This window comes from Paenibacillus sp. Dod16 (assembly GCF_049893405.1).
Classification (GTDB): domain Bacteria; phylum Bacillota; class Bacilli; order Paenibacillales; family Paenibacillaceae; genus Paenibacillus_AQ.
This window is the reverse complement of sequence record NZ_JBNDYG010000038.1, coordinates 1-15,481: the sequence shown is the minus strand read 5'-3', so window position 1 is coordinate 15,481 and position 15,481 is coordinate 1. Positions and strand designations below refer to the sequence as shown.

17 protein-coding genes and 1 pseudogene are annotated in these 15,481 nt (G+C 48.0%); 2 read left to right on the top strand and 16 right to left on the bottom strand.

Annotation, left to right across the window (positions count from 1 at the left end):
• The first annotated feature begins 98 nt into the window (after positions 1-98).
• A complete protein-coding gene (locus ACPV3A_RS25425) occupies positions 99-635 on the top strand; it encodes a cupin domain-containing protein (RefSeq protein ID WP_071218227.1) in 537 nt (178 codons plus the stop codon).
• 100 nt (positions 636-735) lie between these two features.
• Here the strand turns inward: ACPV3A_RS25425 and ACPV3A_RS25420 are convergent, their stop codons facing one another.
• From ACPV3A_RS25420 to ACPV3A_RS25400, 5 genes are all read right to left on the bottom strand, one after another.
• Positions 736-1,140, bottom strand: a complete 405-nt coding sequence (locus ACPV3A_RS25420; RefSeq protein ID WP_426201992.1) for a FixH family protein — start codon at positions 1,138-1,140, stop codon at positions 736-738.
• A 284-nt stretch (positions 1,141-1,424) separates the two neighbouring features.
• On the bottom strand, positions 1,425-2,216 hold the full coding sequence (locus ACPV3A_RS25415; RefSeq protein WP_426201990.1) for an HAD family hydrolase: 792 nt from the start codon (positions 2,214-2,216) through the stop codon (positions 1,425-1,427).
• Between the two features lie 42 nt (positions 2,217-2,258).
• Entirely contained in the window at positions 2,259-2,783 is a 525-nt protein-coding gene (locus ACPV3A_RS25410; RefSeq protein WP_071218230.1) for a hypothetical protein, read from the bottom strand.
• A gap of 161 nt (positions 2,784-2,944) precedes the next feature.
• On the bottom strand, positions 2,945-3,151 hold the full coding sequence (locus tag ACPV3A_RS25405) for a DUF896 domain-containing protein (protein ID WP_194542056.1): 207 nt from the start codon (positions 3,149-3,151) through the stop codon (positions 2,945-2,947).
• 265 nt (positions 3,152-3,416) lie between these two features.
• Complete coding sequence (locus tag ACPV3A_RS25400) at positions 3,417-3,788, bottom strand: LysM peptidoglycan-binding domain-containing protein (RefSeq protein WP_194542055.1); 372 nt, start codon at positions 3,786-3,788, stop codon at positions 3,417-3,419.
• Between the two features lie 175 nt (positions 3,789-3,963).
• Here ACPV3A_RS25400 and lexA point away from each other — a divergent pair, with 175 nt between their 5' ends.
• Complete coding sequence (gene lexA / locus ACPV3A_RS25395; protein WP_006209658.1) at positions 3,964-4,590, top strand: transcriptional repressor LexA; 627 nt, start codon at positions 3,964-3,966, stop codon at positions 4,588-4,590.
• Between the two features lie 89 nt (positions 4,591-4,679).
• Here lexA and ACPV3A_RS25390 read toward each other — a convergent pair whose 3' ends face one another.
• The 11 genes and pseudogenes from ACPV3A_RS25390 to ACPV3A_RS25340 form a co-directional block, all read right to left on the bottom strand.
• Complete coding sequence (locus tag ACPV3A_RS25390; protein ID WP_426201987.1) at positions 4,680-5,468, bottom strand: hypothetical protein; 789 nt, start codon at positions 5,466-5,468, stop codon at positions 4,680-4,682.
• On the bottom strand, positions 5,461-5,997 hold the full coding sequence (locus ACPV3A_RS25385; protein WP_339223214.1) for an RNA polymerase sigma factor: 537 nt from the start codon (positions 5,995-5,997) through the stop codon (positions 5,461-5,463). Before ACPV3A_RS25385 ends, ACPV3A_RS25390 begins: the two co-directional genes overlap by 8 nt.
• 158 nt (positions 5,998-6,155) lie before the next feature.
• Positions 6,156-6,566, bottom strand: coding sequence for a hypothetical protein (locus ACPV3A_RS25380; RefSeq protein ID WP_426201985.1), 411 nt, complete (start codon positions 6,564-6,566; stop codon positions 6,156-6,158).
• Positions 6,567-6,774: 208 nt separating this feature from the next.
• Positions 6,775-8,103, bottom strand: coding sequence for a type I glutamate--ammonia ligase (glnA, locus tag ACPV3A_RS25375; protein WP_194542052.1), 1,329 nt, complete (start codon positions 8,101-8,103; stop codon positions 6,775-6,777).
• A 59-nt stretch (positions 8,104-8,162) separates the two neighbouring features.
• On the bottom strand, positions 8,163-8,573 hold the full coding sequence (locus tag ACPV3A_RS25370) for a MerR family transcriptional regulator (protein WP_006209652.1): 411 nt from the start codon (positions 8,571-8,573) through the stop codon (positions 8,163-8,165).
• An 82-nt stretch (positions 8,574-8,655) separates the two neighbouring features.
• Complete coding sequence (locus ACPV3A_RS25365; protein ID WP_426201981.1) at positions 8,656-9,909, bottom strand: aminotransferase class I/II-fold pyridoxal phosphate-dependent enzyme; 1,254 nt, start codon at positions 9,907-9,909, stop codon at positions 8,656-8,658.
• A 145-nt stretch (positions 9,910-10,054) separates the two neighbouring features.
• A pseudogene (gene hflX / locus ACPV3A_RS25360) lies at positions 10,055-11,211 on the bottom strand (GTPase HflX).
• A 121-nt stretch (positions 11,212-11,332) separates the two neighbouring features.
• Positions 11,333-12,316 (bottom strand): AAA family ATPase, encoded by a 984-nt coding sequence (locus tag ACPV3A_RS25355; RefSeq protein WP_194542049.1) that lies wholly within the window; start codon positions 12,314-12,316, stop codon positions 11,333-11,335.
• 82 nt (positions 12,317-12,398) lie between these two features.
• Positions 12,399-13,052, bottom strand: coding sequence for a YdcF family protein (locus ACPV3A_RS25350; protein WP_426201979.1), 654 nt, complete (start codon positions 13,050-13,052; stop codon positions 12,399-12,401).
• The gene (locus ACPV3A_RS25345) at positions 13,052-13,609 is read right to left on the bottom strand and encodes a DUF402 domain-containing protein (RefSeq protein ID WP_071218240.1); all 558 of its coding nucleotides are present in this window, start codon (positions 13,607-13,609) and stop codon (positions 13,052-13,054) included. The genes ACPV3A_RS25350 and ACPV3A_RS25345 overlap by 1 nt, the downstream gene beginning before the upstream one ends.
• Before the next feature lie 99 nt (positions 13,610-13,708).
• A complete protein-coding gene (locus ACPV3A_RS25340; protein ID WP_426201977.1) occupies positions 13,709-15,331 on the bottom strand; it encodes a penicillin-binding transpeptidase domain-containing protein in 1,623 nt (540 codons plus the stop codon).
• Positions 15,332-15,481: the final 150 nt, after the last annotated feature.

Below are 15,481 nucleotides of genomic sequence, written 5' to 3'. Positions count from 1 at the left end.
TGCGTTGCAATGGGTACAAATCCACATTTGCAGATGACAAATGCTGTGAGGAGGGCTATAATACATATTAATCCAACGGGAGAAAGAGGGTTAAAGCTATGGCAGAGATTGTGATTCGCAACACGAACGAACGCATTACTGGGGAAGAGAATGTTCGGGAATTCCTGAATAACCAAGAGGTTGTTTACGAGCACTGGAATATGGAAAAACTCCCGGCAGCGCTTCAAGAAAATTTCAAGCTGAGTGATGACGATAAGAAGCGCATTTTGGACATCTTTGATGAAGAAATTCGTGACTTGGCTGCAAGACGCGGCTACAAAATCTGGGATGTCATCACACTGTCCGAGTCCACGCCTAATATAGAGGACCTGCTGAAAAAATTCGAAGAGGTTCACACCCACTCGGAAGACGAAATCCGTGCGATTGTCGGCGGTAAAGGAATCTTCATTATTAAGGGCTCCGACGATGTCGGTTACTTTAATGTAGAGCTTGAGCCAGGCGATGTCATTTCCGTACCGGAAAACACGCCTCACTTCTTCACATTGATGGAGAACAAGCAAATCATCGCCGTTCGTCTTTTCATTGAGGAGAACGGGTGGGTAGCCACACCGGTAGAAGATCCTCAATTCCAATAAGCCTTAGGGCCCATGGAAGCTGATTGAACAGGAAAATGAAATAAGGCAGCGCAACAATCCGCTTCCCGGATCATGCGCTGCCTTATTTATTAACGATGCGTTACTCTGCTACCTTCAGTTCCTTTAACGGCATGGAATGTTGTCCTCTCGCCGTGACATGTGAAACAATCCGATAGGTTCCTGCCTCATCGAAGGTTTTCTCCATTTTGTATACCCCGCCTTGATCATGCTTAACCGGGACCTTCGCCTGAACGCCGCCGCCTTCCAGCGTGACTTCAAATTCCACAGCGTTCGCATCTTCCACCGGACTTCCGGCTTGCGTTACCTTCGCTTCGATCAATACCTTCTCGCCAGCCTTAATGCTCTCCGGTGTCAGAGACAGCTCGACGATGATGGGTTCGGCCATCACATCGTCACCGGATTCTGCCTTGCTGTCATTGCATGCGGCAAGCGCAACTGCCATCAGCACCATAGCTGCAATTAGCGCCATTTTTTTTCGGGTCATGCTCTACACCTCTTTTACAAAATAGGGCTATGTATTGGTTCATTCACGTAATGGTCATTTCCAAACCTCGTTAAGTTACCTATTCCATTATATCTCATTATTCTGTTACTTCTATCTCATGCAGCTTACAATTGTGTGACGTTTATCATAGCCAGCTGTAAAGTTAAAGTCCGATCGTATAACCAACAAAAAAACAGCCGATAACCGCAGAATTCCGCAGTTATGGCTGTTCCTATGTACAATCGAATACCAAGTATATGGGTGTAAGCTCTTTATTGCATGGTTTAAAGGGATGCTACGATGGCATGCAGCTCCGATAAATGTTTGATCTCAAACTTCGGTTGAATGGAAGGATCGTGAGGTCGGTTTACCCGATTGATCCAAACGGTATGCAGTCCAGCCGCATTTCCGCCTTTAATGTCTGTGGTCAGCTTATCTCCTACCATCACGGCCTGATCCGCCTCGACACCTAACAAGTCGAGTGCATGCTGGAAGATGGAAACATCCGGCTTTCCTCTGCCATAATCGCCAGAGATGATGATATGATCAAAATAAGGAACCAGTTCTGGAACACCGTCCAGCTTCTCCTGCTGCAGATCCGGGCTTCCGTTCGTAAGAAGCAGCAGTTTTACATTCCCCTGCAATTCCTTCAGAACTTCAAACGTTTCTTCATATACGTATGGCCTCGTTCTGCGTTCAGCAGCGAATTGTTCGGCCAACGTCTGGGCCAAGGTTTCATTATCAACGCCCAGGCGCTGAAGTCCGCGCCGCCATGATTCCTTGCGGTATACGGGTGCCAGCTCCTGCAGCTGTCTGAATTCAGGCTGTGATCCAGCCGTAAAATTAGCCCACAAGCCTTCAAAAGGGTTAATTCCGATCATTTTGGTAAAAGCAAAGGTATCATAGGATTCATATAATGCTCTCGCTTCTTCCCGTACTGCGGCCAACAGTGCTTTTGCATCAACGCCGGTCTCGTCCGCTCCGGCCTGGCAAGTCACTTCAAACGCTTCTTCCACACTACGTTCATCCCACAACAACGTATCGTCCAAATCAAACAAAACCGCAGCTATCGGCATGTCTCTCCCACTCCTCATATACACTGTGATCTATTTTATTTGTTAATTATGCTCCACTGGAATTTGATGAGTCTTTGCGAACTCTTCCAATCTTTCGCCCATCGCTTTCGTATCATAAAGATTCATCATGCGCGAGAATACCCAGTTGCCTGCTTTTCCCTTGCCTTGAATCACAACAGAGCCCGAAGCCAATTTGATTTTCTCGATATCGGATACAGCCAAACGACGTTCCCGATTGAACTTCATCGTGGATACGGAAGCACGCTCAATCTTCAAGTAAGGCTTGCGTAAGAAAATCATAAGCGCCAACAGAATATACAAGCTGACACCAACCCAATTCAACACGTCATTGCTTCCGCCGGCTGCCTGTGACGTCGCCGTTCCGAGAAGCGCATACAAACCAGCCAATGCAACAAGCACTAACGGAAGTACATACTTACGCCCTTTAAACACGTCATGCTTATCATTAACGGCAGAGCCTTGGTACGAGGTCAGCCCCTGCTTCTTACGCTGCTTGTTGAGCTGTGACATATTTTTGTTGACTTTTCTTTCCCATGATCGTGACATATGGTTCCCCCTGGACTCAATTTCAAAATATTACCAATCCATATAAACTTGGGGTCACCGTATTCGATTCCCACGAATAATCGGCACCCCAAGTATTATAATTCTATCCTTCTATCTGGTCTCTGAATCCACTGTTGTAGATCCAGATGCCAGTTCATCGACTAATGCTTTAATCGCGGGCCGCCTTTTTGTTCATTTTCATCAACCCATTCGATCGATTCCAGCTGTTGTCTAAAGTTACTGCGAATATTGTTAAGGTATATTTCCCGAAGTTCAGCCCGTTCTTTGAGCTCTTCCGCGGTCAATCCCTCACTCTTCTGTTTTCTTGCTAGTACATTGATGCGTTCAACCAAAGTATCGATGTCCATGACTTCTCCTCCAATTCCGATATCATGTATAACTTAAACATGTGAAAAAGAGCTTGTCAAGGCAACAGCGCCCTCACAAACTCTTATTAAGAACAAATATGAACATATGATGCCTATATATGGGTTCCTCATTGTTAAGAAATCAATACTCGTCTATTATAAACACGCTTATACTGCGTGAAATCACATCGTCAGGCAAGACTACAAATATGAAGCGAGAAGTTGAGACATATATAAGGAAAGAGCCTCTCGTAGTATCATCCCATTACCAGACTGGTAAAGACAACACCTCTCCGGCCTGTATATCCGGACCTTTCAATCCGTTCATTCTTCGGATGCTATCCAGATATACTCGTGTATCCATATCTGCCGGTTTATGAAGGGAAGCAATCCGCCACAAACTATCACCATATTGAACAATAACCTGCTTCTCCCCAGTAGGCTTGTCCATCCCCCCGGCAAAAACAGAGTATGCCCCTGTCCAAAAAGAAGCTACGATCAACAGGATGAATAAAAGCTTTATAAAAGGAATGGATGCCATTCTGGACTTTAATTGGTGGATCCAAGTCTCCGGGGACTTCATCGTTTGCACTGGAACGTTCTCATAAATGCTGCGGTATGTACTGTATTTCAACATGGAATCATCATCTCCCAAACAAGTGTTCTCTTATGGATTTATATTAACACGAACACTTGTTTGATTCAATACCCAAAAGAACATTTGTTCTATTTTTATTTAGAACTTATGTTTGTACGAACGGAAGTTCTATGTTATAATTTTCCCAAACGTTACTAAATGGGGTTGATACGGCATGTCGAAAATATCCAGCCGCCAGCTGGCGATCTTAGAGTTTATCCGCAACGAAGTTCGTAGCAAGGGTTACCCGCCTTCTGTCCGGGAAATCGGAGAGGCTGTCGGACTAGCTTCCAGTTCAACGGTCCATGGACATCTTGACCGTTTGGAGAAGAAAGGCCTAATTCGCCGTGACCCTACGAAACCAAGAGCAATCGAGCTGCTTGGCCAAGAAGAGTCCGATAGCGCGAATCTGTTTACCCACACCATTGCCAGAGTGCCTGTTGTTGGTAAAGTCACTGCAGGTGTTCCTATTACAGCCATGGAGAACATTGAGGATTATTTCCCGCTCCCGCAGCATTATGTAGGAGACGATAAGGTTTTCATGTTGTCGGTTGTCGGTGACAGTATGATCGAAGCTGGCATTCACAGCGGTGACTATGTCATTGTGCGCCAGCAGCAAACTGCAGACAATGGCGACATTGTAGTAGCGATGACAGAAGAAGACGAAGCAACTGTAAAGACCTTCTATAAGGAGAAGGATCATGTAAGATTGCAACCGGAGAATCCTACCTACGAGCCACTGCGCCTGAACCATGTTACGATTCTCGGTAAAGTAATCGGACTCTTCCGGGATGTCCACTAATCTCATAGATCTATGAATAAGAGGTTACCTCCCTTAATTGGATGGTAACCTCTTGCTTTTTCTATACAGATCACGAAACTTGATCATAGCTAGTTTGTATGCTCCATAATGCCTTGTTTAAGATCCAGCCGATACATCCGTGTAGGTTTATAATCCGGCGAGCCTTCCCCACCCGGTCCCTCCGTGGACTGCAGAACAAGCTTATTGTCTTTCACCATGGGTGCAGTACCTGGTCTGTAATAGGAAGTATGGGACACCGTTAATTCATCTTGAAACCTGAGCTGCACAGCCTTGCCCGTATCATGCTCCACGGCGAATGCGTAGATCTGTATGGCATGACAGTCCTGATATTGCGGTGCAAGTATAAATACATCCGCATCCTGAAACGGCAATCGAACCATATGGACAGCTGCAGAAGTTGGCTGAATAAAAGTAAGATCATCCAGCGTGGTTACTTCATCCGTAACTTCATTATAGCTATATCGTACGATGTAGTTTCCGGTAAACGATTGGTCCGTTTCGATACCGAAGCAGCTAGGAGCTCCCAGTGTCGTGATTTTTTCCTTTTCCACAGCAACCACACTAAGCCTTCCCTGATCTGTAAAGCCTTGCGCCCGAATTGTCTCCTCGTTATGTGGTGGTACATCCCCAGCTCTCTGTTGTTCCTCAACGTCAAAAGGCAGCTGTATGGCAAGTAACATAACCAGAAGCAGCAGCACGCCTATAAAGCCAACTTGTAGATACTTTCGGCGCTTAGGCCTACCTTCGTCACGGATCACGGACATCTGGACGTTTTTTTTCATTTCAGCAGTAAATTTATCATTTGGAAAAGGTCTCTTTGAAACCCGGGAATACCAGTCTGGTTTATCCTCATTCATCTCCATTCTCCTTTAACAGGTTCTGCACTTTTTTCCTTGCCCGATACAGTCTGGATTTTACGGTACCCGCCGCTAGGTTAAGGAACTCCGCAATCTGATTGATTGACATCTCATAGTAAAGGTCCAAGATGAGCACCTCCCTAAACTTCCTGGGTAAAGTCATAATCATGGCCCATATTTCATCCGTGTACTGCCCGTCCAGATACTCCAGTTCCGCGGACCGACTTGACGCATCGATGTGCAGTCTGTCCTTAAGGGTCACTTTCCGAAAGAAAAAAGCCTTTTTGTACCGGAACGCGGTATGTCGTGTGATCGTGAGCAGCCACGTTTTTAACGACGCCTGACCGCGAAATGTATGTATGCCAAAATAAGCTTTAATAAACACATCTTGAGCAATATCGTCTGCCAGTGCTTGCTGTTTGGTCAGAAAATAAGCGTAATTCCAGATATCATTTCCGTACAAGCTCATGATTTTATCCAGTGTCTGTGTGTCCATCACCGTCATCTGCTTCAAGTATTCCAGCTCCAACCGATTCACCTCATCTAATTAGAGTCATGGAGGTCAGCAAAGGTTCCCCTCTTCCGAAAAAAACAAAAAAAAGAATCTCCCCTTATAGAGGGTGATTCTGTAGTAGTTGCATTCTATGAACGATTCTCCATAACCATAAGTCAAAATGATGACTATTATTAAACCAGCGGAGCCTCATCCCAGTCCTGTTTAAATTGGGAACCAAATCTCCGGACAGATTCCTTGTCGGCCTTTAACTGAAAATCCTGTTCCGATCCGTAAAAACGCAACTGATAGATTCCTTCTTGTTCCATGGGCTTCCAGCTCAGCTGATATAAATGTTTTTCAAATGACATAAATACACCATCTAATTTAAAACCATTTAAGTACTCCAGCGGAAATTCAGCAGTTACCGAGATAAAGTTCCGGATCGTCAAATTCGTCCACCCAAAATTCAAATCATAAATGATTCGTTTATCCTGATAAAACTTAAAATTGACCTGGCATCCTTCATCCTCACCAGGAATACGAGATATAAAGGTGAAATCAGCTCGGGTCCCTTTCTCTTCATGGTCGTTTAGAGTCGCCATTTACTGATCTCCTTTGTTTCATCCACTACATTCATCCTGCCCCACTACTTTATATGATTTCAACTAAATCCTACAAGCACTGTTTAAATGAGCTACCCATTCTAAAATAGGGGCATTTTGGGGGTGAAACAAGATAACTATCATTCCACCACCATCTGCCCCCAAAAACAAAAACCCCTCACGCCTTACGGCGCAAGGGATTCCTCTATTAATACATCGTAATGTACTGATCGCGTTCCCATTGGTGAACCTGCGTGCGGTACATGTCCCATTCGATTTCTTTCAGCTCATAGAAGTGAGCCAACGCATGATCACCGAGTGCATCGGAGATGACTTCGCTGCGGATCAACTCGTTGAGTGCTTCCTTCAGGTTTGCAGGCAAGCTAGGGATGCCTTCCTCAATGCGCTCTTCTTCCGTCATCACGTAGATGTTACGGTCAATTGGAGCCGGGAGCGACAGCTCGCGCTTAACGCCGTCCAAGCCTGCTTTCAGCATGACAGCCAGAGCCAGATACGGGTTAGCCGCCGGATCCGGGTTACGCACTTCGATGCGCGTGCTGAGACCACGGGACGCAGGAATACGAATCATCGGACTGCGGTTACTTGCAGACCATGCAACGTAGCAAGGTGCTTCGTAACCAGGCACGAGACGCTTGTACGAGTTAACCGTTGGGTTGGTGATCGCGGCAAACGCGCGTGCATGCTTAAGAATACCCGCCATATAGTGCCGAGCCGTTACGCTCAAGCCAAGCTCATCACTCTCGTCGACAAACGCGTTCTCTCCGCCTTTGAAGAGCGATTGGTTACAGTGCATGCCGGAGCCGTTCACACCGAATAGCGGTTTTGGCATAAATGTTGCAATCAGTCCATGCTGACGAGCGATCGTCTTCACTACCAATTTAAACGTTTGAATCTGGTCAGCTGCTTTAATCGCATCTGCATATTTGAAATCGATTTCGTGCTGGCCGGGAGCAACCTCATGATGAGAAGCTTCGATTTCGAAGCCCATCTCTTCCAGTGTCAATACGATATCGCGGCGGCAGTTCTCGCCAAGATCCGTAGGCGCGAGGTCAAAGTATCCACCTTGGTCATTGAGCTCCATGGTCGGGTTGCCTTTTTCATCGGTTTTGAACAGGAAGAATTCAGGCTCCGGACCGACATTCATGGAAGTGAAGCCCATCTCTTCGGCTTCTTTCAGCGCTCTCTTCAGAATGCCGCGCGGATCTCCTGCAAACTGTGTGCCGTCAGGCATGTAGACATCACAGATCAGACGCGCAACGCGATCCTCGGATACCCAAGGGAAAATCATGAAGGTATCCAGGTCCGGGTACAGGTACATATCGGATTCTTCGATCCGTACATAACCTTCGATGGATGAACCGTCGAACATCATTTTATTATCAAGCGCTTTAGGCAGCTGGCTGACAGGAATTTCAACGTTTTTAATCGTTCCAAGCAAATCTGTAAATTGCAAGCGGATAAATCGAACATTTTCTTCTTTGGCAATGCGTAGAATGTCCTCTCTGGTATAACTCACTTTATCCTCTCCTTTTTAAATAAAACTAGATTGAATGATGAATTACAGCATGGCAATCCTTATTTATTAAAAAACCGGGATAATTCCCCTTGAATCAATGAAACCTGACCCGGTCTTTTAGCGGTAATCAATTCCTGCTTCAGCAAACGTCGCAACTGGGACTCAGACATCTCACGGCGTCTGTTCTCGGTATCAGGAGTAATGACGGTAGCCTCTTCTGACTCCTTCGTGACAGGGTTCATTACTTGCTTAATGCCGGCGATATTAACACCTTTTTCAATCAAAGCCTTAATCTCTAGCAGTCGCTCCACATCATTGAAGGAAAACAGGCGTTGGTTGCCCGACGTACGGGCTGGGACAATTAAGTTATGCTGCTCATAATAGCGAATTTGTCTGGCAGATAGATCCGTAAGCTTCATAACAATGCCTATCGGAAATAACGCCATATTCCTCCGAATCTCATCACCCATATCTCATCAACCTTCCAAGTGGTCTATTCTGATCCTATTGTACATTTCCTGATCAACCACGTCAACCGCATGTAAGGATAACTCACAACAATTTACGATCTTTCATGCTTTGGAGGGCCATAAGCACACCATATTTAACATGGGAGTAGGTTAAGCCGCCTTGCATATAACCGATATAAGGTGATCGGATCGGCGCGTCCGCTGATAATTCGAGGCTTCCTCCCTGAATGAACGTACCTGCCGCCATGATTACGGGATGTTCATACCCAGGCATATCCCAAGGTTCAGGCACCACATGACTATCGACCGCCGCGGCCTGCTGAATCCCTTGAACAAAAGCGATCAGATGATCCGCACCGGTAAACGATACAGCCTGAATCAAATCGGTTCGCTCATCCTGCCAGCCCGGCTTGGTTGTGAATCCTACCGCCTCAAACATCGCAGCAGCATAAATGCTGCCCTTAACCGCTTGTCCAACCGTGGATGGTGCCAGGAATAATCCCTGATAGATCCCTCTGGTCGTTCCCAGCATAGCCCCCACTTCTCGTCCGATGCCGGGAGCAGTCAGCCGATAGGCCGCCTTATCGACATAGGCTGCTTTACCGCATATGTAGCCGCCGGTTTCAGCAATGCCGCCGCCAGGGTTTTTGATAAGCGAACCTGCCATCAGGTCAACGCCCACCTCCGTCGGCTCCAATCGCTCCGTAAACTCGCCGTAACAGTTATCAACGAAAACGATCAAATCCTTGCGTATAGACCTGATCCGGCTGACCATGTCACCAATCTGCGATACCGTGAACGAAGAACGCCAATCATAACCTCGGGAACGCTGGATACCGATCACCTTAGTTGAAGGCGTGATGGCCCTCTCTACCCGCTCCCAATCAATCTCCCTTTGTTCCGTTAGCGCAACCTCCTGATAACCGATTCCGAAATCTCGAAGGGACCCGGTGCCGTCCCCGGGTTCGCCAATCACTTTATGGAGGGTGTCATAGGGACGGCCCGAAATATACAGCAGCTCATCTCCAGGCCTTAACACACCAAACAGTGCTGTTGAGATCGTATGGGTACCGGAAGCAAAATGCGGCCTTACCAGGGCAGATTCGGCTCCAAATACGTCCGCATAGACTTCATCCAGCACTTCACGGCCGCGATCATTGTATGCATACCCGGTGGAAGCCGCAAAATGAAAATCACTCACCTGAAACTTCTGGAAAGCATCGATTACCTTCCACTGATTAAAATCAACAATAGCGTCGATCTCCCGTATACGCTGACCGATTTTGGACTCAATCTCACTGCTCAATTCGAGTATATCTTGCGAAAATCTTGCCATGACTAACTGCTCTCTCCTCTTATACACATGATGTCTCACATCTTAACATATATTTTTGTTGCATAGAACTCATCCACCTCGAGCCGCCCTGAACACGCAATATAAGCCCCTGTACAGGGGCTTATATTGCATTTCCTACCTATGACTAAGATCCATTCTGAACGTAATCATGAAGCAAATAACCCATTTTCTCATAATCCGCTTTATTGATCCGAACCTCATAGAGGATATCATTCTCATCAAAAGACTGCTCCAGCACATCTCCGACACGGTATACAACCGAATTCAGATCTCCGCGGTCAGCCGGAATCCGGAACGTCACGTTCCCTCCGGACAGCTGGTCCTGAATCGCTTCGCGTACCGTTTCCAAATCCTGATCCTCATACGCGCTGATCTTTAATTGTCCATCCCCCGTCGGCAGCATTTCCAGCTGGCCCGGCTCACAAGCATCCTTTTTGTTAAACAGAACGATCTGCGGTTTATCCGCCGCCCCCAGATCCTGGAGATAAATCCTACGGTATCCGTAAGGACGACTTCTTTGCCGCTCGGAAGCTCCAGCACGCGCGAAGTGGGATCCAGCGTAGCAAACAATTGATTTTCAATATATACGTCTGCTGCCGTTAAACGGTTCAACAATGTCGACTTCCCGGCATTGGTATAACCGACGAGAGCAACCTGCACGGCCCCGCTTTTCTTCCGGCGCTCCCGATGGAGCGTCCGGTGCCGGGTGACTTCATCCAGCTGCCGCTTCAGGTCGCTGATTCTGTCCCGAATATGCCTGCGGTCGGTTTCAAGCTTGCTCTCCCCCGGTCCGCGTGTCCCGATCCCTGCTCCTAGCCTGGACAGGTTCTTGCCATGTCCCGACAACCGCGGGAGCAAATAAGTAAGCTGCGCTAATTCCACCTGGATAATCCCCTCACGGGTCTTCGCCCGCTGAGCGAAAATATCCAGAATCAATTGAGTCCGGTCGATAATTTTAACATCGAGCGTTTCTTCCAGATTCCGAACTTGCGCACCGGATAATTCCTGATCAAATATGGCCGTTGTTGCGCCCAAGCCATCAATTGCCATGCGCAGCTCTTCGACCTTTCCTTTGCCGATAAACCACTTGGAATCCGGAACTTCGCGATTCTGCGTAATGACATCCAGCACCTCCACTCCTGCGGTTTCAGCAAGCTGAACCAACTCCTGGAGCGAGTGTTCCGGGTTTATTCCCGAGCGTTTAACCGCATCCGTCACCAAACTGACCAAAACGGCTTTATCTTCGATCTCTGTCCGGGTATCATGCGTTATATTTGTCATATAGCCAACTCCTTCTAACATTACGTCTCCTAATTTAACTAACCGCTGCTGCCCGCAATAAACATTATGATCCAAAGAAAGCAGCGCTACCCCTTCATTATGTTCGAAGACAAGCTTAAAATCATTGTATTTTTCCGTTTAACTTAAAGTCCTCCGGCCGCAGGGTCATAAGCTCCAGCTTGCCGGGATTACCGGTTACGTACTGATTCAGCAGCCGAACCGATTGATTCCTTATCGATTTCTCGATGACATTCCGTACATAACGCGCATTACTAAAGGCGTGCAGTCCGTGATCCTTCTCCATCTGCAGGTGTTCCTTGAGCTTGCTCAGCGACTGTGGCATCAAGATATAATCCCTCTCCTTCGCCATCAGCTCCGAAATCTGTATCAATTGATCCAGATTGTAATCCGGGAAGTCCATCTGGATCGGAAAACGGGAATACAGGCCGGGATTCGAATCCATAAAAAAATCAATCTCATCACTGTAGCCTGCCAGAATAAGAATGAACTGGTTTTTATGATCCTCCATCGCCTTGACCAGCGTATCGATCGCTTCCTTGCCAAAATCCTTCTCGCCACCGCGCGCCAAACTGTAAGCCTCGTCGATGAACAGGATCCCTCCAAGCGCTTTTTTAACCAGCTCTCTGGTCTTTTGTGCCGTGTGACCGATATATTCACCTACGAGGTCCGCCCGTTCCACTTCGACCAGATGACCCTTATTAAGCACGCCCATCTTCTGAAACAGCTTTGCCACGATACGGGCGACTGTTGTTTTCCCTGTTCCGGGATTTCCTTTAAAAATCATATGGTACACATGACCGCCGCTTAATAAGCCTGCTTCCGAACGCATCTGGGCCACTTGAAGCAAAGCATAGATTTCAAATACCAGGTCTTTGATTTGTTCAAGACCTACCAGTTGATCCAGCTCTTTCTGTATTTCCTGGAATAGACTGTGCTGGGAAACAGGGTTTGGCGAAGGGGCCGGTTCGCGTTCCGGAACCGCACTGCTGATGAGTGGAGGTTCCGCGCTGCGGAGCACGACATTAATCTGCCTGGATGGCCGTCCTTCAGATCGGCCGTTAGCGGCCGTTACACGCCCGTTCATTGCTCCTCACCTCTTTATCCAAAGGGCTGACTATCTATTCCAATGTATTCTATTTACAGCCTGCTTATTAGAAGTTTCGTCCTCATAGGACACCCATGGCGATCAACAGCCGATCGGCCGTCCATTTCGTATACGCCAGCACTTCCCTAGACTTGTGTTTGGCCATCGGCAAAACGGTAGATTCCGTCAGCGATATAGAAGGACGATCATAACCAAGGGTTGTCGCAACCTCCATCGCCCTCGTCCCGTGATAGTCATGGGTTACTATAATGGCGGTTTTCCACCCATGCTCCTCCMTTATTGCTTGGCTGAAGAGTAAATTCTCGTAAGTGCTCGTAGCTTCGTTCTCCAGGAAGATTTGTTCCTCGGGTACGCCCGCGTCGACCAAGAAATTTCTCATCCCTTCGGCTTCGGTAAATGGATACCCGGGCTTATCAAGGCCGCCAGAAACGATGAAGGTATCAAAACGGCCTGCATGGTATTCAACCAGTGCATGCTCAAGCCGTTCGCGAAGCCCAGGGCTTGGCTGATCTCCCCACATGGAAGCGCCCAAGATGATGCCGACATCCGCCTTTTCCGACGGACTGCTGACGGCGCTTTCGATCTTCCAATATGCATAACCTGACCAGAGCACTCCAAGAACAACGAGAGAGAGCAGGGTAATCATCCCTCTCCGATACCATGCTCTCTTCTTAGTGCCTGCTCGTGGCAGATTCTTATGTATTTCCTGACGCATTATTTCTTCCTCCTGAACTCTCCGTTATGAAATAACTGGTCGCGATGCTTCAGAGACATCATAAAGTAAGGGAATTCATGCGCGTCGATGGCCCGAAGCAAATTCCGCGCGGTCACCTTGGCAAGCCTGTAATCATCCCGCGTAATGTCATTCCGCCCTAAGGCATCCTCAAGCTCATCTTCATCCAGCAAGAACACTTCACCATTTTTGACGACAACAACGTCCAAATACAGATCATCAAACCAAGGGACACCCTGATCCGTTACCCCTTGTTTCTTGCAAATATCGATGTACCATTGAACAATATTTCGTTTGTCATCAAACATGGCTGTCACGATGAAATGGCTGTCCTTCGGATAATACTGCAGCCATGAATAACCTTTGTCCGCGATTCGGTAAGTATGACGGCCATACGTCTTCCACAACGGTTCTTTCAGGCCATATATGGTATATAACGTGAGATACCCTGTAAATTGCTCACATTCCACATACCGGGAAGTGAAGTGCCGGCGGGTGATACGGCGCCAGTTCGCCCGATCTCCGAATTTACGTTTCATGGAACTTTTCCTCCCCATTCGTATTCCCAGCTTACCACATTTGGGTTTCACACTCAAAACAAAGAAGCCTCCGCAATCATTCGGAGGCTTTCAAATTCATTATGGGCTGTCCTGGGACTCGTCAGATCCGTCTACCGGATCCGACGGCTCCACAATGGTTCCCGGTACCGTAGGAATATTGCCCGAATCGGTGTCGGTTCCTCCAGTGCCTGTGTCGCCATTGTTAGATCCATCTCCCGAGCCATCCGATCCATCGCCAGGAAATTGACCATCTTGGCCATTCCCGGCCCCGTTTCCATTGTCAGGAGGATTTGTTCCATTACCATTACCGTTACCGTTACCATTTCCGTTGCCATTGCCTGGGCTTTCACCATTCCCATTGCCTGGCTCGCCATTACCGTTGCCGTTTCCGTTCCCGTTGCCATTCTCATTTCCAGGAGGGAACTCATTGCCAGCTCCGTTGTCACCTTCATCAACCGGAGGCGGTTCCTGAATGTCCCCCGGATCGGGTTCCAGATCCTCAGGCGGCAATTCCTCGGATACAGCCACGATTTGCAAAATGTTCGAAGGTTCCGACTCATCGCCGGTTGATGGATCGAAGGCCGTCACATAATAATCGTAAGTCAAACCTTCCATCGCACTCATATCCTCGATAGCGGTTCCTCCCAAGGAATCGAGAATGCGGGTGTATTCCGATTCCGACGTTTCCTTACGGTACACGCGGTATTGAATGTTGCCGTGAACCGGATTCCAGCTCAGTGATACAGTCTGAGTCTCCCCGTTATAGGAGCCCGTCAAACCGCTGACTGCAGTTAATGTCGTTTCTTCTACAGGCGGCTGTACCGGCTCGGTACTCGGGAAGCTCTTGGCTTCATATCCCTGAACCGCCTTCTCCATTACTTTGCCCCATAGGGAAGCCGAGATCGAACTGCTTCGTTTCAGCAGATGCTGCCGGTCAGGGTTGTCATAACCCATCCATACAGCTGCCGTTAACTCCGGCGTATATCCGACAAACCATACGTCGCGGTTTGAGCTGACGCCCTTATAGCCGCTCTGCGTGGTTCCGGTCTTACCGGCTACTGGACGGCTGATTCGAGCATTTCTACCCGTTCCGTCCTCTACGACGCGCTTCATCATGTCTGTCATTTGCGAAGCCGTCGAAGCACTCATTACGCGCTTCCCTTTGCTGCCTTTATTCTCATGCACAACCTTGCCTTTGTTATCCTTAATCTGTTTGATCGCAAAAGCCTCTTTAAATTCTCCGCCATTGGCAAAAGCGCTGAAAGCCTGTGCCATCTCAAATGTGTTCGTACCTGTATCCATTCCGCCGAGGGCCAGGGATAAGTTCGCATCGCCTTCGGTCATCTTGATGCCGAGACTCTGTGCAAACTCGAATCCGGCTTTTACGCCGATTTGGTTCAACAGCCATACGGCCGGAATGTTCTCGGAACGCTGAATCGCTTCCGGCATGCCAATGGTCTCCGAGTAACCGTGCAGGTTGTTCGGACAGTAATTGCTGCCAAAACATTGCTTTTTATTACTTAATCTGGAGTCCTTCGTAAACTTCCCGGATTCCAGCGCCGGTGCATACGATACAATCGGCTTCAAGGCGGATCCCGGCTGACGACGGCTGTCGGTAGCCCGGCTGAACCCGCCGCGCGTATATTCCCGTCCACCGGACATGGCGACGATACCGCCGGTTTCCTGGTTTATGATGACCATAGAACCTTCAACCGGCACGTCGTCCGGACTTTCTTCAAAGTTTTCCGGATTCTTGAACTCTTCTTCCATTGCCGTCTGGGCATTCCGTCCGGACTTTCTTCAAAGTTTTCCGGATTCTTGAACTCTTCTTCCATTGCCGTCTGGGCATTC